Genomic DNA, 16,190 nt, shown 5'->3' on the forward strand with positions numbered 1-16,190 from the left:
TAGCCGGTCCTAAGGCGCAGATTCGTTTGACCGATTTGCCGCTCCTTCGGTATTCCAAGAACGACCACAGCAGGGGCATCAACCGCATGGCCGAACCCAACGGCGACAACCCCCAACAAAAGAAAACGCAGCAGCCTAAGGTCGGTGACCGATTTTGGTTTTGGCTTGAGGGAGAACCATCCGCATTCGAAGTCATGTTAGCCGACGCACTCGCCGCCTTTCCAAAATCGGAAGGTGCTGACAATGGTGTCTTTCAGGTAAGAACTTACTCGTGGCGCGGCACAGTAGATTTCACGCACGATTTTCTAGAAACCCATCTTCCTCGCAAGATCGAACTCCCCTTTGACCGTATAATTACGTTCTTGAGGGTCGATGACACATTGAATTTCTCAATTCCGGTTCCTACGCTGTCTTTTTCTGACATTGCAACGGCTGGCTCAATCCACATTAGCCCACACAAATACAGCTTCACCCATCAAACGCTATTGATATTGGCGTGTCGTCAGACCGATCACGATCGCGAGCCACCGGCTCTTGCTGAGACGTTTGACGCTCTCGGCCTCGTCTCGATCCTGTCAGGTCATATTTTGCAGGGTCGCTCTCTTTTTTCTTCCTATTTCTGCACAAATCGCAAGAAATTCATCAGCGGAACGTTGGGCGTTGTTAGCCAGTCATCTGTAGACTGGACACCTTTAAAGTTAGCGGCTGCTGATCCAGAGGTATTTGATGCGCGGGATGATAGGACTCATGCCGCACTTTGGTTTGCTGGCGCAGCATTCTCCTCACACGACGACGCTGCCAAAGTTGTTTCTTACGTCACTGCTTTCGAAATTCTCATGGGAAAGAACCTGCAAAATTACGTTAGGCAGCTCTATCGGAGAGACTCTGAGTTACAAAAACTTGCATTGGAAAAAATACAAGCCTTGGAAAAACTGCGAGGTGACCTAGTGCATGCAGGTCGCCGCATCGCACTTTCGCCTGAACTGGAAAGATACGCGCAGGCATTTATCCTTGATGCGATCCGCCGCAACAAAAACTTGGCGTCAATGGCGTTTGCAGTGCAAAGCGTGGGTCACTCGATCCGCCAAGGTGTAAGCCCCTAAGTCAATTCATTATCAGTTCGCTCTGCCACTCGATCAGCAAACGTATCCCGGATGAACGCAGCTATATCCGGGACAACTCTACCCCCCGGATATCGCTTCGCTCATCCGGGCCACGTTCGCTATAACTCACTTCATCCACTTACTTCGCCAGCCCGAGCGACTTCAGCCGCTTGCCGTTGTCCTCGTTGTCGGCCTTCATGAACTCCGCGAACTTCGCCGAATCAAGATAGAATTACGGTGACAGTGCACTTAACCTGGCGTGATGCTGACCGAGGCGCAACGCGTCAATTGATTGCACTGTCACCGTAATGCTGCGTAATGCCTTATAGATAGTCTTACGTGTGCTCTGCGCGTGTTCGTCAGGGCGCCCGCACCTTGATGCCGCCGAGGGCGTTGGCGGCTTTGGCGAAATCCTGGTCAAAGCTCATGACGGCCTCACAGCCTTCCGCCTTGGCCAGATGCAGGCCATCCGCAAAGTCCACGCCTTGCCGCATCCAGCCCAGCGCCTTCGCCGCGGCGGTAGCATCTTCCAGACTCACGCGCGGAAGCCCTGCGAAATCGGAGAGCGCCTTGGAGCACTGGGCAGCGGAAAACCCATAGACGCTCCGCAGCACCCACTCGGTCTCCAGCAGGACTGTGGTGCAGACGAAGACGTCATTGTTGTCGATCAGCTTGCGCGCCCGGGCAGCCTGTCCGGAATCGTCGCCCACCAGATAGCGGACGATGAGATTAGTATCTATTGCGAGCATGCCGCCGCTTCGCCTCGGCGGCGATCCCCCTCTCCATATCCGCGATCGACTTTGCCGGCCCCTTATGGGGCAGCGAGCCAAATACGTCTTTCGGCCGGGTGGGCGCAAAGATGGGCTTCGCCTTCAGCAATACGCCCTCGGGGGTATTCTCCACCATCAGTTCCGTTCCCGCAGGCCAATGCCGCTGCTCCCGGATCGCCTTGGGCAATATCACTTGGCCCTTGGTCGAGACGATGGTGGTCAGCTTCTGTTTGGCGGACATAGCGAGCTCATCCGGTAAGACAAAAGTAAGATAGTGGGGCTTGGGCCGGATGGCAAGAGCCCATCTGTTGGGACCTCAAGGTGCACTGACGCCGCCAGCTCCGCAATTGCGGTGACAGTGCTTAATCTGCCGAAGGCGAAGTGCTGTTTAGTGCACTGTCCCCGTAATCCAAATGAACGAGGCCGCCAACTGAGGCGGCCTCAATTTCTTGGCCCATCCAGCGCGCGGTTGCGCGCGCTGGAGCAGCTTGTCCCCCTACTTCTTCTTCATGCCGGAGTCGCGTTGATTTTTCTCATATAGCGCGCGGTCAGCGGCACTAACCGGGGCCCCCAACATGGGCGGTGCTGCGCCAACCGTGGTCGTGGCGGCGGCGGCGGCAGCAGGTGCCTTCGGCTTCGTCGTTTTCTTGGCTGCCAAAGCGCCAGAAGTGGAGACAGCGAAGATCGCCACACCGACCAGAATTATTTTCTTCATGCTCAGTTCTCCCTTTACTTGGAAAAAGGACGCGCCGGCAGTCCAGCATAAAGCTCGCATCACGGCAAGCTGGAGTGCTACGCTCCAGGCATGACACGTTCCCATTGCGAAAGGCCCGCCAGCGTGAACCGGCGAGCCTTCTAACGGCGTCACCATCGCGGATACGCGCCGACAATGCCGATCTGACAGTGCGTTCAATTCACCGATGGTGAAGCGAGTTTAGTGCACTGTCATCGTAATGCCGCAATGCATCCACGCTTTCCCTGGGGTTTATCAGTCCCATCACCCACGAACAGACGACGGCGGGTAACCCCCACACAAGTGCCACATAGAACCACTGCTGCCGGAAGATCTTCGCATTCTCTGCCGCCGAGGGGCCCTCGTGCATGAGGCCGTAGTACAGCACGAAGGCGATTCCGAAGCCCGCCAGGCCACAGGCGAGTGAACGCCACCATCTGTCTGACGGTCGGCGGTCCACCCACGCGGTAAAGAGCATGGGAAGAATCGAGAACGCGTAACAGACCACATTACGGTGACAGTGCACTTAATCTGCCGATGGCGAAGTGCAATTTAGTGCACTGTCACCGTAATAGGTCGGCGGGTTACGCTTCGCTAACCCGCCCTACTCTCTGCCACCCCATCACCCGCAATTCCATACCGGCCCGATCGGCGTCCGCGTCCAGCACGGGCCGAAGCTGCCGCCATTGTAGCGGCCGCCGTAGAAGCCGGGCCGGCCGAAATAGTGCAGATTGCCATCCCACCCGTAATATTTTGGGACCGGGTCGATGTACCAGGGACGCCGGTTCTGGCGCGCCAGGCGCCGCAGCGCGTCCTTCTGCTTGTAGAGCGGAAGGCTGTTGTTCAGCGGCTGCTGGTAACCCGGCAGGAAGCCGTAGCCGTGCCAGCGCGGCGCCGCCCGCTTCTGAAGCGGCGCGGCCGAAGCAGCGACCGACGACAGCGACAGGACGATGGCGGTGAACAGACAGAAAAGCCTCAACATCCGCGCACCATAGACAGCCAGCCGCCGGTTCGCCATTCAAATCTGGCGGCAAGCACGCAGCATAAAAGTCTGTTCGAGCGCTGATTGCGGCCACCTGCGAATCGGTCGATTCTCGGATCGACATGGGGTGATTCGTGCTCGCTGAAACCAACGATCGATATCTTGAAGGCCTCAATGCGGAGCAGCGCAGGGCCGTCGAGCACGGCATCGGCCCGGATGGAACGGTCGGCGCGCCGCTTCTTGTCATTGCTGGCGCGGGGTCCGGAAAGACCAACACTCTCGCTCATCGTGTGGCCCATCTCATCATCAAGGGCGCCGACCCGCGCCGCATGCTGCTGATGACGTTCTCGCGCCGTGCCGCCTCCGAGATGACGCAGCGTGTCGAACGCATCGCGCGCCGCGTGCTCGGCGACAAGGCCGGCATCATGACGGAGGCGCTGACCTGGGCCGGAACGTTTCATGGCATGGGGGCGCGGCTGCTGCGCGAATATGCCGAGAGCATCGGCTTCGATCCGGCCTTCACTATCCACGATCGCGAGGATTCGGCCGACCTGCTCAACCTGGTGCGCCACGAGCTCGGATTTTCAAAGACGGAGTCCCGCTTTCCCACCAAAGGCACCTGCCTTGCGATCTATTCCCGTTGCGTGAACGCGCAGGCGCCGATCGAGACGGTGCTCGGACAGCACTATCCATGGTGTTCGGGATGGGCGGACGAGCTCAAGCAACTGTTCGCCTGTTACGTCGAGGCCAAGCAGAAGCAGAATGTGCTCGACTATGACGACCTGCTGCTGTGGTGGTCGCAGATGGTATCGGAGCCCACCATCGCACAGGAGATCGGCGGCCGGTTCGATCATGTCATGGTCGACGAGTATCAGGACACCAACAAGCTGCAGGCGGCGATCCTGCTGGCGCTCAAGCCGGATGGGCGTGGCCTCACCGTGGTGGGAGACGATGCCCAATCGATCTATTCGTTTCGCGCCGCCACCGTCAGGAACATTCTGGATTTTCCTGACCATTTCAGCCCGCGGGCTGAGATCGTCACGCTCGACCGTAACTATCGCTCGACCCAGCCGGTCCTGGCCGCAGCAAATGGCGTGATCGGGCTTGCCCGGGAACGCTTCACCAAGAACCTCTGGACCGAGCGCCATTCGGCCCGGCTGCCGCGTCTCGTCACCGTGCGCGACGAGGCCGACCAGGCGCGCTACATCGTCGAGCAGGTGCTGGCGAACCGCGAGGAAGGATCGCGGCTCAGGGAGCAGGCCGTTCTGTTCCGGACGTCGTCGCACAGCGGCCCGCTGGAGGTCGAGCTGACGCGGCGCAATATTCCCTTCGTCAAGTTCGGCGGCCTGAAGTTTCTGGACGCCGCCCACGTCAAGGACGTTCTGGCGCTGCTCAAGTTTGTCGAGAACCCGCGTGACCGCGTCGCCGGATTCCGCGTGCTGCATCTGTTGCCCGGCATCGGCCCGGCGTCCGCGCAGCGCATTCTCGATCAAGTCACTGTCATGGCCGATCCGATCTCTGCGCTCGCGGCGCTTCCTACCCCGCCCCGCGCCGGCCAGGACTGGACCGCCTTCGTCGAAACGCTTGCTAATCTCCGCTATTCGGAATGGCCTGTCGACATCGAACGCATCAGGCACTGGTACACCCCGCATCTGGAGCGCATCCACGAGGATGCCGAGGTGCGGCTCGCCGATCTGCTACAGCTCGAGCAGATCGCATCTAGCTATCCCTCCCGCGAGCGCTTCCTGACCGAACTCACGCTCGATCCGCCTGATGCGACCAGCGATCGCTCGGGGCCACCGCTGCGCGACGAAGACTATCTGATCCTGTCCACCATCCATTCTGCAAAGGGGCAGGAATGGAAATCGGTATACGCCCTCAACGTCGTCGACGGCTGCATGCCGTCCGATCTCGGCGCCGGCACGACGGCTGAACTCGAAGAAGAGCGACGCCTGCTCTACGTTGCGATGACGCGCGCCAAGGACGATCTGCACCTGATCGTGCCGCAGCGCTTCTTCGTGCATGGCCAGCAGGCCCGCGGCGACCGCCATGTCTATGCGTCGCGGACGCGGTTCATACCCGACCATCTGGTGAAGCTGTTCGATCGGCAGATATGGCCGGCGGCGGCCCCGGCGGCACGCGCGACGCCAAGTCAAGCCGTGCAGATGGATATTCGTGAGCGCATGCGCGGCATGTGGCGTTAGCGGCCTACTTCCGTCGCCAAGCGCGCCGGCGTGCTGTGTTGTGTCTTGTTTATGGGATTAAGCGCTCAAGCGCTCGTGCAGACATCGGCCGCGGACAATCCGGGCCTGACCGCCGCGCAGCTTTCGAGATTACGGTGACACTGTCACCGTAATACATCTACGCTCTCCTTACCGTTCGTCAGTCCCATTACCCACGAGCAGACAACGGCGGGTAACCCCCACACAAGTCCCACGTAGAACCAGTCCCGCTGGAAGATCTTCGCATTCTCTGCCGCCGAGGGGCCCTCGTGCATGAGGCCGTAGTACAGGACGAAAGCGATTCCGAAGCCCGCCAAGCCACAGGCGAGTGAACGCCACCATCTGTCTGACAGTCGACCGTCCACCCACGCCGTAAAGAGCATGGGAAGAATCGAGAACGCGTAGCAGACCATCAACGACGGCAGCCAATACCGCCCATCCTCGAAAATCGGCCCGTCCGTCCGGGCGGCGAGAAACGCGATGCAGTAGAGCCAGGCAAGAAACGGCCCGAGGGCGGCAAAGAACTGAAGCCTTGTCGTTTCGGTCGCCATGGCAGCGATTTCCTTATCGGAGTTGCCGGGATGCTTTCTCACCAACCCGATAAACCTTTGTCGCTGCGGGGCCTCCTCTCGTTCAGGCTCAAGGGTTACCCGCCTCACCGCTGCCTTTGCGCCAGATAGAATCCGAACAGCACCGTGACCAGCCCGCCGCCTGCAGCGCGGTCGGGGGCTCGCCGAGCAGGAGCCAGCCGGCGAGGATCGTCAGCGCCGGCACGGTGGCGGGAAACACCGCGGCGCGGGCGACGCCGATGGTCTGGATCGAGAATGCGAACAGATAGAGCGCGGCGGGGCCGGCCAGGATGCCCTGTGCTAGCGCCTGCAGCGCGTTTTCAGCCCAGCCCAGCGCCGCCACGCGGGCGAACCCTCCGAGGGCCGCATAGAGCGGCAGCAGCGCGAGCGAAAGCACGCTGATGATGGTGGCGGCCGAGAACGCGGAGACGCGCCAATGGCGCAGCAGCGTGCCGAACACGGCGAACATCAATCCGGTCATCACGAACAGCAAATCGCCCAGCACGCCATCGGCGCCGATATGGCCGATCGACTCGGCGCCGATCACCGCAAGCCCGCCGACGATGACGAGCGCCCCCGCTACGCGCGAGGGCGGCAGCACCCGCTCGCGCAGGAACAGCGCTGCGAGCAGCAGGCCGCCCAGCGTCGCGCTGGACGGCTGGATGACGCTGCCATGGCCGAGCGGCATGAATAGGAAGGATTACGGTGACAGTGCACTTAACTTGCCGGGATGCTAACCGAGGCGCGATCCATTGAGTGGGCGCATGGGCAGGTCACGGTCGATCGCGCAAGGGCCATCGAATCTGGTATAAACGCCGGATGCATCCCGATGCAGCCAGCCCCCTGCTGCCGCTCGTCACCCTGGCCGCGGGCGTGTTTCTGCTGATGGCGCCCCGTATCGTCAGCGTCGCAGTGGCGGTCTATCTGATTGTCACCGGCCTTCTCGGCCTGAACGGGATCTACCACTTCTTCAGATAGGTGCGGGAGCGCGGCACCGCTGCCCCGCGCCTCGCCCTGCTGTCTTTTAGCCTTGTGGGGCTGGCATGGTAGGCGGGGGACTCAGGACTGCGCCTCCAACCGAAACGGGTCCTACAAAGTTCGGCTGCCGAGCCATCTTCTTGCGCACGACGCGGGATAGCCGGTTGCGTGCGTGCCGTGCTGGAATGGAGGACGTCACTTCCGGGCTTAGCGCATTTTTCAGCGAGTCGACCTTCGCGATCAGCGTGGAAATCTGCGCGGACATCTTCTTCACGTCTTCATGTTCATTCGTGATCTGAGCGGATATTTTCTTCACGACGACCTGCTCATCCGCGACGCTCTGCCGTAGAGAAGCAAGCGCAATTGCATCCTGCTGAAGAAGCGCGGTGTTCTGCTGCAACAGCGAGCTGTTCTCCTGCAGAGCGGCAACGTGCTGCTGCTGCGCCGATTGGACATCCTTCGATGAGGGGCCAGCCAGATCCGCCATCAGATCGGAAATTTTCTGGTGCGGAACGAGATCGGCCAGCATGCTGACAGTCGGCAGGGCAAAATCGGAAGGCGTCATGGTATAGACGGCCGCGGCACTGTTTATTCCAATAGCGAACACCGACAGCGCCAGGATCGATTTCCGGCTCGATTGCTTTGTCGATGGCTTGCTCGGCGCCGTGGATTCGGGTTGTTCGCTTTCGCTCTGCTTTTCCGGTGTACTGGTCACGTGCAATAACCTCAAATGAGTAAACGAAAAGAGCCGTCGCCGGATCGTCTCTCGCGACGGCTCCTTTACGCGGCACCCAACTAGAACTAGCTGAGACTTTAGGCTGATCAGATTAATTCGGCGTTAGCGCCTCAGCAGCGTAGCCCGCATGAGCGCAGCGAGATGCGGGAATTACGCTGACGGTGCACTTAATCTGCCGAAGGCGAAGGGCCGTTTAGTGCACCGTCATCGTAATCGCATCACACACCTCACCGCTGCCTTTGCGCCAGATAGAATCCGAACAGCACCGTGACCAGTCCCGCCGCCTGCAGCGCGGTCGGGGGCTCGCCGAGCAGGAGCCAGCCGGCGAGGATCGTCAGCGCCGGCACGGTGGCGGGAAACACCGCGGCGCGGGCGACGCCGATGGTCTGGATCGAGAATGCGAACAGGTACAGCGCGGCGGGGCCGGCCAGGATGCCCTGTGCCAACGCCTGCAGCGCGTTTTCAGCCCAGCCCAGCGCCGCCACGCGGGCGAACCCTCCGAGGGCCGCATAGAGCGGCAGCAGCGCCAGCGACAGCACGCTGATGACGGTGGCGGCCGAGAACGCGGAGACGCGCCAATGGCGCAGCAGCGTGCCGAACACGGCGAACATCAATCCGGTCATCACGAACAGCAAATCGCCCAGCACGCCATCGGCGCCGATATGGCCGATCGACTCGGCGCCGATCACCGCAAGCCCGCCGACAATGACGAGCGCCCCCGCGACGCGCGAGGGCGGCACCCGCTCGCGCAGGAACAGCGCGGCCAGCAGCAGGCCGCCGAGCGTCGCGCTGGACGGCTGGATGACACTGCCATGGCCGAGCGGCACGAACAGAAAACCAGTATAGCTGATGAGCGACATCACAGGCCCGCCCAGCACCATCAGCACCAATGCGCGGCCCCATCCGATGCCGCCGAGATCGGCGATGCCTGCGCGAAGCACGAGCGGCAGGAACGCGAGCCCCGACCACACGAAGCGGTGCATCAGCAGGTCCGGCGGCGTGAAGCCGCTCCTGAGCCCGTGCCGGGTCGCGACAAAGCCGAGCGCCCAGAACAGCGCCGCACCGGCGCCGCACGCGACCCCAAGCAGGGCCGGCTTCGCGTCAGGTTTTTGGGCTGGAGCATCGCCGCCGCTGGTCGGCTGGTTCATGGCCGACGCTTACGTCAGCAGACACCCCTGTTCAACCCACGCCCATGCAGGGCTGACGGGCGCGCCGCCGCAGGCCGCCTGCTCGCCTGGCAAGCGCAGGGCGGACTAGTCTAGCCGAAGGCGTAATCCGCCATTCCAAGTAACCAGGTCGGCGGGTACGCTTCGCTAACCCGCCTTACTTGCCAGGCGACACCTTGGAGATTGGAAACATGGCGCTCAAGCGGATGGACAACGTAGGAATCGTCGTCGAAGACCTCGGAGGGACGATTGATTTCTTTCGCGAGCTCGGCCTTGAGCTCGAAGGGCGGGCCACGATCGAAGGAGAATGGGCCGGACGTATCACTGGGCTGGGCGATCAGCGCGTCGAGATTGCCATGATGCGCACGCCGGATGGCCACAGCCGGCTCGAGCTCTCCCGCTTCCTCACGCCGCCTGTCGTCGCAGATCACCGCAACGCCCCGGTCAACGCCCTGGGCTACCTCCGCGTCATGTTCGCCGTGGACGACATCGACGAGACGCTTGAAAGGCTCCGCAATCGCGGCGCGCAGCTCGTCGGCGAAGTAGTCCAGTATAAAGACGCGTATCGGCTCTGCTACATCCGCGGGCCTGAAGGGCTTCTCATCGGACTCGCCCAAGAACTCGGCTGAGTGCAATACGGCTACAATGACGGAGGGTGACCAATGTCAGCGAGCGCGTCTCGCAGGGTTGTTTGGCTAGCACATTACGCGTAGAGCGAGAACACGTCGCAGTTTGCAAGCAAGCGTAGGACGGAAAGCCGCAATCCGGGCTGCGCTCGCTACTTTGCATGGGGTTGTTTTCGCGATTTTGTGTTTGGCATCGGAAGGATCGACATGAACGGAAATCGATATTACGGGGTTCGCGTCGAGGGCGCGAAATACGGCGTGGGTTTCGGCTCGGCGCTCGCCATCGCGATCTCCTATACCAACAACCATTCGATCCTCTGGGCGATCATTCACGGCATCCTGGGCTGGCTCTACGTGATCTATTTCGCGCTGTTCAAGTGATCCGGCTTACGCCGTTCCTCCTGCCCTGCACTATTGCGCCTACGGGCTCCTTTTGCCTCGGGACCGGGGATTTTCCCTTGCTTTACCCGGACATGAACCTACGGTGCGCCTCGCCTGGACATGGCCAAAGGACGATAATGGACGATGCGATGAACTGCCCGAAATGCAATTCCGAACATGCCTATCAGGATGGCAGCCTGTGGGTCTGCCCGGAATGCGCCCATGAGTGGAGCGCCGAGGCCGGCGCCGCCGCAGAGGCCTCGCCTGAGGCGGGCGTGCGTGATGCCCACGGCAACGCGCTCTCGGACGGCGACAGCGTCATCGTCCTCAAGGACCTCAAGGTGAAGGGATCGTCGTCGGTCGTCAAAGGCGGCACCAAGGTCAGGAACATCCGCCTGACCGAGGGCGCAGACGGCCACAACATCGCCTGCAAGATCGACGGCATCGGCGCGATGAACCTGAAATCGGAATTCGTGAAGAAGGCGTAAGCATGCGGGCTACTCGCTTACGCCGGGGGTGAAGAACGCGACTACCATCCGCGATTCATGTGGCGCACCTCGCCGGTTCGCGAATCGACATAGACTTCCATCCAGCGGCCCGCGCGGTCGCGGCCTTTGATCTCCCACTGATCGCCCTGGAACTGGGTGTAGGACACCGTCATGACGCCGAGACCGGTCGCGACGCCGAGCGCGTTCTCCATCGAGATCTGGTCACCGGAATCGAAGGCGACGGCAGGTGTCGCTGCGCCAAGCGCCAAGGCCGTGACGATTGGAAGGATGACATTTCGCATGGAGCACTCCTGTCGAACGCGTTGAGCTGTTACGCCAGTTAGAACGAGCGGCAGGGGCAATGTGTTCCGACGCTGGATATCGCGAAACAGCACGAAACTTCGGCAGTTGGGGCGATTTGGTGGCGGTTCCCCACACAATCACGCCGCAGCCTTGTTCTCCATCCGAGTCCATTTTGTTCGCAAGGAACGAATCGTATCAGCGCAAATCGGCGCGGATCAATTCCTAACAAATGGTTCGCGGTTCGCGGGGCGGAGTATCGCAAGCGCAATCCGCCATTCGCGCGCCACGAAGCGGCCCGTCAAGCCGCCAGCAGTTGTCGAGGAAAAAAAGCCCGGCTCAAGGCCGGGCTTTTCGTTCATTGGCGCCTGTCCGGACCTTGGCCTCCGCCACCGCCCGGTCCACCGCCACCGCGCGGTGCGATGTGCGGCGCGCCGCCGCCTTGCGGCATCGCGGGCGCTGCTGCGCGTGGAGCGCCCGGGGCCGGCATCTGCGCGCGTACGTTCGGCGGGCCACCGCCGCCGCGCGCTGCATCGGGCTGCGTCATGCGGGGCGTCGCACGCTCGATCCGCGGCGCAGCCGCTCGCGGTTCGTCATGGCCGCGGGCCATGACCGGCGGCGTCTGCGTACGGCCGCGGGCCGTCGGCTGCACGCGCACGGGCGCTCTCGCGTTCTCACGCGTCATCCGCGCGTCTTCGCGCGTCATGCGGTCCTGCACCGCCGCGCGTTCGCGCGCTTCGCGTGCGCCACGCGTCGTGATGTCCCTGTCCCGCGTCACGCGTTCGGTCACACCGGCGCGGCTCCGCTCTGTCACACCTGCGCGCGTCCGTTCCTCGACACGGGCACGCGATCTCTCCTCGACACCGAAACGCTCCTTTGCACGCGTCCTTGCCTCGGGGAGCGCAGCGTCGCGCGCTGCCGCCGCGCGGCCGATCCGGGCCGCCGAGCGGTCGATCGTCAACCGCGTCGCGACACGCTCATGCGATCGCCAGTAGCCGCTCCAGTGGGTGCGGCGATGATACCAGGGACGTCCCGCATAGTGGCTTGACCAGTACGAGGTCAGCACGAACGGCACGATGGGAACGTCGATCTCATCGACATAGTCAGGCAGATAGACGTAGCGGTTGCGGTAGAGATATTGGAGATATCGCGACGACACCCAGCCACGATCATCCGACCAGCTCACATCGCACCAGGCCTTGCCTCTGAAGCACCCGTGGATGTTGACGCGGGCGCCGCCTGGAATGCGGTCGACCGTCGGAAAGCCTTCACCGGGCCCTGCCTTCAGGCTGACCGTGGTGGTGACGATGCCCGGCGCCGCCAGTGCGGCGGCCGGCATCAGCAGCATGGCTGCTGCGAAAAACAACCCTCTCAGTTTCATGGCGAGTTCCTCCTCATGAGTCGGAACGCCGTAGCGAAACAGGCGTTCCCAGAGGAGTGACCGCGTTAGCCCAAAGAAAGCAGGCGTCTCGCAGGCGCGAGACGCGGTGCTCGTGTGCTGATTGAGCTTTGACTGGCTCTCGATCTCATCGACGACGGGGCTTGACCGCACCCTTCTTCCAAAGCCGAAATCCGCCCTCGAACGCGTTGGTGTTGGCGCCGACGCGGACCTTGCGCGGCAGCTTGTCGACCTTGTCGGCGTTTCCGCCGCCCAGCATGATGTAATCCGGCTCCAGTGCAGCGAGCAGACGCTTCAGGACGTCATCGACCGCGCGTTGCCATTTCTTCCTGCCAACGCGCTTGAGGGCTGCGGCGCCGACGCATTGCTCGAACGTCTTGCCGTTGCGGTACGGCAGGTGAGCGAGCTCCATCGGCTCCAGAACGCCATCCACGATCATCGCGGAGCCAAGACCAGTCCCAAGGCCCAGGAACAGCATCCGGCCGCCCTGGTAGCTGCCGATCGCCTGCATCAGCGCATCGTTGACGACCTTCGTCGGGCGGCCGAAGGCCTTTTCGAAATTGAAACCGGCCCACCCGAGACCGAGATTGTGAGGCTCCGACAAGGGCCGGTTGTTGACCACAGGTCCCGGATACCCGACTGCGACGACGTCATAGGACCAGTCCTTCGTCAGCGCCTTGACCCTCCTCACCATCACCTTCGCGGAAAGGTCGGGACCGGACGCAAACGCGCGCCTGGTTCGCTCTTTGTCGGTCATGACCTTCACCCGCGAACCACCGATGTCGATCACGAGGACCGTATGTCGCGATGCACGCTTGCCCGTTTTCTTCGTCATGAATTCGCGTCCTGCTCGGCCGGATGATCATAACTCCAGCCGATACTCACCTGAAGCAGAGAGACAAGCAGCACCACAGCTTTGTTCTGCATCCGACTCCATTTTGTTCGCAAAGAACGAATCGGAATCCTGCAAATCAGCGCGAGCCAATTCTTAACAACGCGTTTGCTTGCTTGGTGCTTGCGTAGCACGGATGTCGTGCTCAACCCGTTGGCTCATCCGCGCTACTGCTCAACGTCATACCCCAGCTCCGGCCGCAACGCTCTCATCTTCCGCGCGAGCCTTCTGCTCCCCGTCTCCTCCGCCCGCGCCAACTGGTTCGCCACCGCCACATGATCGTCGTCGCTCTTGTGCTGGTTGAGTTTTGACTGGCCCTCGATCTCATCGACGACGAGATCGATGACGCGGATCGAGGCCAGCATCGTCTCGCGCTTGGCGGGCTCCATCCGCGCGAGGTCCCAGGGCTGTTTCGGCAGGCGCGCCTCGGCGGCCGCGAGCAGCGCGTCGCCGTGGGCGCGGTTCTCGTCGCGCTCACGCAAGTAGCCGACGCCAGAGAGATGCACGGCCTCGTAGAGCCAGGTCGAGACGTTGTCGCGCGAGGCATACCAGTCGTTGGAGACATAGGCTGGATCTGGACGATCACGCCATCGTCGCGGCGCTGGAGGACAAACGGCACGTGCGAGGCGCGCGGGCCGCGCACGTCGGCGGCGACGATCACGCCAAAGCCGCGCTCTGCCGCAAACGCGAGCGCGCGGCTCTCCTCGATGCGAAACTGGGGACGGAGAATATGCATGGCCAAGCGCTCGCTGGAAGTAGTCGGCTCAAGCGAGGCTAGCCTATTCTCACCTGGTGGTCATCGGTCCGAGCCCAGCACACAGCCTTGTTCTTCATCCGACTCCATTTTGTTCGCAAAGAACGAATCGGAATCGCGAGAAATCAGCGCGGACCAGTTCTTAACAACACGTTTGCTTCGTGCTTGCGCGCGGATGTCGCGGAGAATGCGCTCATCACGAAAAAGCCCGCGACGACATCGCGGGCTTTTGAAACTTGGGCAAGACGCTCAGTCGGCGAGCCGATCAAACGGCTGTGCTCAGCGAACGGCGCGACCGGTGGTTTCGATCTTGCCTTGTGCGGTCGCGATCTTGCCCCGCGGCGTCAGCACGCTGAGCTGAAAGGGCGTGGCCGACGCGGCGACCGGCGACACTTCCTGGACGTTTTCGGCACCCAGCACCTGAACCTGCACGGCCGAAACCGGCAAGCCCGCCTTTTCATAGGCCGGCAACTCGGCCGCGACAGCGCCAGTTGCAGCCGGGATCGCGAGCAGAGCGGCGGCAGCGATGGACAGGGAAATCTTCTTCACTTCAATTCTCCATGGGTAACTTGAAATACGGACCTAATAGTCATTTTGCTGCGCTGCAATAGTTCATTGTTGCAATGCACACATGCGATGGCAGAATGCGGAACCGGCCGTTGGTCGCATGAGGAGCCGTGAAGGTTCGCTGGGGATTCGCCGCATTGCAGCCGGGGAAATCACCGGGCGGCTAAGCTATTGCGCGATGAAACAAAAGGCGCGGATGGCCGGGCATAGGCGAGCGCAAGCGACGCCGTCCTTTGGACGGCTATGCCCGGCCATCACGAAAGGCAAAGTCGTATTCAGCAATGTGCCGGCGGCATCACGCCGCCTTCGCTTCCTTCTCCGCCGGCGCGGTTTCCATGGCGCGCATGTAGAGATCGAGCAGGCTTTCGCGCTCGTCGCGCTCGTCCTGGTCCTGCTTGCGCAGCTTGATGATCTCTTTCAGGATCTTGACGTCGAACCCCTCGCCCTTGGCCTCCGAAAACACTTCCTTCTTCTGCTCGTTCAGCTCCTGCAATTCGCTGTCGATGTTCTCGACCCGCTCAACGAAAGAACGGATCCGGCCGCCGGGAATGGTGACGTCAGACATGGTGACTCCCTTTTGAATGAGGCCGTGAAAATGCCCGCAAACAAATAACCAATGTGTTAACCTCGGCAGGTTCCCGCCCCGGCAATTCGGGTTTCCCCAGATTTATCCGCATGAACGTGATTTCGATTCAGTCGCAGGTCGCCTTCGGCCATGTCGGCAACAGCGCCGCGGTGTTTCCGATGCAGATGCACGGCATCGACGTGGTGGCGGTGCCGACCACGCTGCTTTCCAACCGGCCAGGCTATCCGACGCTGCGCGGACGTGTGCTCGAAGCAAAACTGCTCGCCGATCTCCTGCGCGGGATCGAAGAGCGCGGCGCGGTCGATCGCGCGCAGATGATTTTATCGGGCTATCTCGGCTCCGCCGACAACGCCAACGTGGTCGCGGATTTCGTCGCGCGCGCCAAGGCGAAGAATCCCACGCTGCGCTATTGCTGCGATCCCGTGCTCGGAGATCGCGACCGCGGCCTGTTCGTCCAGAACGACATCCCGCCGCTGGTGCGCGATCTTCTGTGTCCGCTCGCCGATATCATCACGCCCAATCATTTCGAGTTCGAATGGCTGTGCGGTACCAAGGCAGCTTCGATCGATCAGGTGCTGAAGGCAGCCCGCGCGTTCATGGCGCGCGGGACGGTCGTCGTCACCAGCGCCGAGCTGGCCGATACGCCGCAAGGCGAGATCGAGACGCTCGCCGTCGAGCGTGCGCAAGCCTTTCGCGTGCGCACGCCAAAGCTTGCCATCAGCCCTAACGGCACCGGCGATCTCTTTGCCGCGCTCTTGGTTGCCGCCCGCCTCCGCGGCGCCGGCACGCCGGAAGCGCTCAGCCACGCGGCGTCGGCCATCTTCGCCGTGCTGGAGCGCACTGCCGCCAGCGGCACAGAGGAAATGCGCATCGTCGAGAGCGCAGAACTGATGACGCATCCGAAGCGCAAGTTCGAATGTATCGCGATCAGCCTGTAG

General features: G+C 61.9%; 20 protein-coding genes and 1 pseudogene. 7 read left to right on the forward strand and 14 right to left on the reverse strand.

The genetic code is table 11. The features are described from left to right. The first annotated feature begins 86 nt into the window (after positions 1-86). Positions 87-1,103 (forward strand): hypothetical protein, encoded by a 1,017-nt coding sequence (locus tag LMTR13_RS21790; RefSeq protein WP_156795715.1) that lies wholly within the window; start codon positions 87-89, stop codon positions 1,101-1,103. A 359-nt stretch (positions 1,104-1,462) separates the two neighbouring features. Here the strand turns inward: LMTR13_RS21790 and LMTR13_RS21795 are convergent, their stop codons facing one another. The 4 genes from LMTR13_RS21795 to LMTR13_RS21815 all read right to left on the reverse strand — a co-directional run bounded on the left by LMTR13_RS21795 (position 1,463) and on the right by LMTR13_RS21815 (position 3,588). After that, positions 1,463-1,852: a type II toxin-antitoxin system VapC family toxin gene (locus LMTR13_RS21795; RefSeq protein WP_065729619.1), complete on the reverse strand. Its 390-nt coding sequence runs from the start codon at positions 1,850-1,852 to the stop codon at positions 1,463-1,465. Beyond that, the gene (locus tag LMTR13_RS21800) at positions 1,833-2,114 is read right to left on the reverse strand and encodes an AbrB/MazE/SpoVT family DNA-binding domain-containing protein (RefSeq protein WP_065729620.1); all 282 of its coding nucleotides are present in this window, start codon (positions 2,112-2,114) and stop codon (positions 1,833-1,835) included. Before LMTR13_RS21800 ends, LMTR13_RS21795 begins: the two co-directional genes overlap by 20 nt. Before the next feature lie 255 nt (positions 2,115-2,369). Next, positions 2,370-2,588 (reverse strand): hypothetical protein, encoded by a 219-nt coding sequence (locus LMTR13_RS40925; protein ID WP_156795716.1) that lies wholly within the window; start codon positions 2,586-2,588, stop codon positions 2,370-2,372. A gap of 640 nt (positions 2,589-3,228) precedes the next feature. Continuing rightward, on the reverse strand, positions 3,229-3,588 hold the full coding sequence (locus LMTR13_RS21815; RefSeq protein WP_065732876.1) for a hypothetical protein: 360 nt from the start codon (positions 3,586-3,588) through the stop codon (positions 3,229-3,231). 134 nt (positions 3,589-3,722) lie between these two features. Between LMTR13_RS21815 and LMTR13_RS21820 the strand changes: the two genes are divergently transcribed. Further along, positions 3,723-5,792 carry an ATP-dependent helicase gene (locus LMTR13_RS21820; protein WP_065729623.1) on the forward strand — a complete coding sequence of 690 codons (2,070 nt, stop codon included), beginning with the start codon at positions 3,723-3,725 and terminating at the stop codon, positions 5,790-5,792. A 143-nt stretch (positions 5,793-5,935) separates the two neighbouring features. Here the strand turns inward: LMTR13_RS21820 and LMTR13_RS21825 are convergent, their stop codons facing one another. Further along, positions 5,936-6,361 (reverse strand): hypothetical protein, encoded by a 426-nt coding sequence (locus tag LMTR13_RS21825; protein WP_156795718.1) that lies wholly within the window; start codon positions 6,359-6,361, stop codon positions 5,936-5,938. A gap of 88 nt (positions 6,362-6,449) precedes the next feature. Further along, positions 6,450-7,067 (reverse strand): DMT family transporter, encoded by a 618-nt coding sequence (locus LMTR13_RS21830; RefSeq protein WP_236843046.1) that lies wholly within the window; start codon positions 7,065-7,067, stop codon positions 6,450-6,452. A 131-nt stretch (positions 7,068-7,198) separates the two neighbouring features. Between LMTR13_RS21830 and LMTR13_RS39470 the strand changes: the two genes are divergently transcribed. Further along, positions 7,199-7,357, forward strand: a complete 159-nt coding sequence (locus tag LMTR13_RS39470; protein ID WP_083219128.1) for a DUF3096 domain-containing protein — start codon at positions 7,199-7,201, stop codon at positions 7,355-7,357. Positions 7,358-7,403: 46 nt separating this feature from the next. Here the strand turns inward: LMTR13_RS39470 and LMTR13_RS21835 are convergent, their stop codons facing one another. Continuing rightward, a complete protein-coding gene (locus LMTR13_RS21835) occupies positions 7,404-8,072 on the reverse strand; it encodes a hypothetical protein (protein ID WP_236843047.1) in 669 nt (222 codons plus the stop codon). A 248-nt stretch (positions 8,073-8,320) separates the two neighbouring features. Then, complete coding sequence (locus LMTR13_RS21840; RefSeq protein ID WP_065729625.1) at positions 8,321-9,241, reverse strand: DMT family transporter; 921 nt, start codon at positions 9,239-9,241, stop codon at positions 8,321-8,323. A 209-nt stretch (positions 9,242-9,450) separates the two neighbouring features. On the opposite strand from LMTR13_RS21840, the gene LMTR13_RS21845 reads away from it, so the two are divergent. The 3 genes from LMTR13_RS21845 to LMTR13_RS21855 all read left to right on the forward strand — a co-directional run bounded on the left by LMTR13_RS21845 (position 9,451) and on the right by LMTR13_RS21855 (position 10,754). Continuing rightward, the gene (locus tag LMTR13_RS21845) at positions 9,451-9,888 is read left to right on the forward strand and encodes a VOC family protein (protein ID WP_065729626.1); all 438 of its coding nucleotides are present in this window, start codon (positions 9,451-9,453) and stop codon (positions 9,886-9,888) included. A 204-nt stretch (positions 9,889-10,092) separates the two neighbouring features. After that, the gene (locus LMTR13_RS41770) at positions 10,093-10,266 is read left to right on the forward strand and encodes a hypothetical protein (protein WP_187399379.1); all 174 of its coding nucleotides are present in this window, start codon (positions 10,093-10,095) and stop codon (positions 10,264-10,266) included. 137 nt (positions 10,267-10,403) lie between these two features. Further along, a complete protein-coding gene (locus tag LMTR13_RS21855; protein WP_065729628.1) occupies positions 10,404-10,754 on the forward strand; it encodes a zinc ribbon domain-containing protein YjdM in 351 nt (116 codons plus the stop codon). Positions 10,755-10,795: 41 nt separating this feature from the next. Here LMTR13_RS21855 and LMTR13_RS21860 read toward each other — a convergent pair whose 3' ends face one another. From LMTR13_RS21860 to LMTR13_RS21885, 6 genes and pseudogenes are all read right to left on the reverse strand, one after another. After that, positions 10,796-11,056 carry a PepSY domain-containing protein gene (locus LMTR13_RS21860; RefSeq protein WP_065729629.1) on the reverse strand — a complete coding sequence of 87 codons (261 nt, stop codon included), beginning with the start codon at positions 11,054-11,056 and terminating at the stop codon, positions 10,796-10,798. 356 nt (positions 11,057-11,412) lie between these two features. Continuing rightward, the gene (locus tag LMTR13_RS21865) at positions 11,413-12,435 is read right to left on the reverse strand and encodes an SH3 domain-containing protein (RefSeq protein ID WP_065732878.1); all 1,023 of its coding nucleotides are present in this window, start codon (positions 12,433-12,435) and stop codon (positions 11,413-11,415) included. Positions 12,436-12,580: 145 nt separating this feature from the next. Next, positions 12,581-13,288, reverse strand: coding sequence for an ROK family protein (locus LMTR13_RS21870; protein ID WP_065729630.1), 708 nt, complete (start codon positions 13,286-13,288; stop codon positions 12,581-12,583). A gap of 224 nt (positions 13,289-13,512) precedes the next feature. Then, positions 13,513-14,081, reverse strand: a pseudogene (locus LMTR13_RS21875) (FMN-binding negative transcriptional regulator). A gap of 297 nt (positions 14,082-14,378) precedes the next feature. After that, complete coding sequence (locus LMTR13_RS21880; protein ID WP_065729631.1) at positions 14,379-14,648, reverse strand: hypothetical protein; 270 nt, start codon at positions 14,646-14,648, stop codon at positions 14,379-14,381. A gap of 313 nt (positions 14,649-14,961) precedes the next feature. Further along, positions 14,962-15,231 (reverse strand): DUF2312 domain-containing protein, encoded by a 270-nt coding sequence (locus tag LMTR13_RS21885; protein ID WP_065729632.1) that lies wholly within the window; start codon positions 15,229-15,231, stop codon positions 14,962-14,964. Between the two features lie 110 nt (positions 15,232-15,341). Between LMTR13_RS21885 and pdxY the strand changes: the two genes are divergently transcribed. Then, positions 15,342-16,190, forward strand: a complete 849-nt coding sequence (gene pdxY / locus LMTR13_RS21890) for a pyridoxal kinase PdxY (protein ID WP_065729633.1) — start codon at positions 15,342-15,344, stop codon at positions 16,188-16,190.

It is taken from the genome of Bradyrhizobium icense (assembly GCF_001693385.1).
GTDB lineage: Bacteria > Pseudomonadota > Alphaproteobacteria > Rhizobiales > Xanthobacteraceae > Bradyrhizobium > Bradyrhizobium icense.

What these genes read in the sequence shown, in the direction of transcription:
- LMTR13_RS21790 (WP_156795715.1), top strand. Translation starts at nt 87, where the DNA reads ATGGCCGAACCCAACGGCGACAACCCCCAACAAAAGAAAACGCAGCAG.
- LMTR13_RS21795 (WP_065729619.1), bottom strand. Translation starts at nt 1,852, where the DNA reads ATGCTCGCAATAGATACTAATCTCATCGTCCGCTATCTGGTGGGCGAC.
- LMTR13_RS21800 (WP_065729620.1), bottom strand. Translation starts at nt 2,114, where the DNA reads ATGTCCGCCAAACAGAAGCTGACCACCATCGTCTCGACCAAGGGCCAA.
- LMTR13_RS40925 (WP_156795716.1), bottom strand. Translation starts at nt 2,588, where the DNA reads ATGAAGAAAATAATTCTGGTCGGTGTGGCGATCTTCGCTGTCTCCACT.
- LMTR13_RS21815 (WP_065732876.1), bottom strand. Translation starts at nt 3,588, where the DNA reads ATGTTGAGGCTTTTCTGTCTGTTCACCGCCATCGTCCTGTCGCTGTCG.
- LMTR13_RS21825 (WP_156795718.1), bottom strand. Translation starts at nt 6,361, where the DNA reads ATGGCGACCGAAACGACAAGGCTTCAGTTCTTTGCCGCCCTCGGGCCG.
- LMTR13_RS21830 (WP_236843046.1), bottom strand. Translation starts at nt 7,067, where the DNA reads ATGCCGCTCGGCCATGGCAGCGTCATCCAGCCGTCCAGCGCGACGCTG.
- LMTR13_RS39470 (WP_083219128.1), top strand. Translation starts at nt 7,199, where the DNA reads ATGCATCCCGATGCAGCCAGCCCCCTGCTGCCGCTCGTCACCCTGGCC.
- LMTR13_RS21840 (WP_065729625.1), bottom strand. Translation starts at nt 9,241, where the DNA reads ATGAACCAGCCGACCAGCGGCGGCGATGCTCCAGCCCAAAAACCTGAC.
- LMTR13_RS21845 (WP_065729626.1), top strand. Translation starts at nt 9,451, where the DNA reads ATGGCGCTCAAGCGGATGGACAACGTAGGAATCGTCGTCGAAGACCTC.
- LMTR13_RS41770 (WP_187399379.1), top strand. Translation starts at nt 10,093, where the DNA reads ATGAACGGAAATCGATATTACGGGGTTCGCGTCGAGGGCGCGAAATAC.
- LMTR13_RS21855 (WP_065729628.1), top strand. Translation starts at nt 10,404, where the DNA reads ATGGACGATGCGATGAACTGCCCGAAATGCAATTCCGAACATGCCTAT.
- LMTR13_RS21860 (WP_065729629.1), bottom strand. Translation starts at nt 11,056, where the DNA reads ATGCGAAATGTCATCCTTCCAATCGTCACGGCCTTGGCGCTTGGCGCA.
- LMTR13_RS21865 (WP_065732878.1), bottom strand. Translation starts at nt 12,435, where the DNA reads ATGAAACTGAGAGGGTTGTTTTTCGCAGCAGCCATGCTGCTGATGCCG.
- LMTR13_RS21870 (WP_065729630.1), bottom strand. Translation starts at nt 13,288, where the DNA reads ATGACGAAGAAAACGGGCAAGCGTGCATCGCGACATACGGTCCTCGTG.
- LMTR13_RS21885 (WP_065729632.1), bottom strand. Translation starts at nt 15,231, where the DNA reads ATGTCTGACGTCACCATTCCCGGCGGCCGGATCCGTTCTTTCGTTGAG.
- pdxY (WP_065729633.1), top strand. Translation starts at nt 15,342, where the DNA reads ATGAACGTGATTTCGATTCAGTCGCAGGTCGCCTTCGGCCATGTCGGC.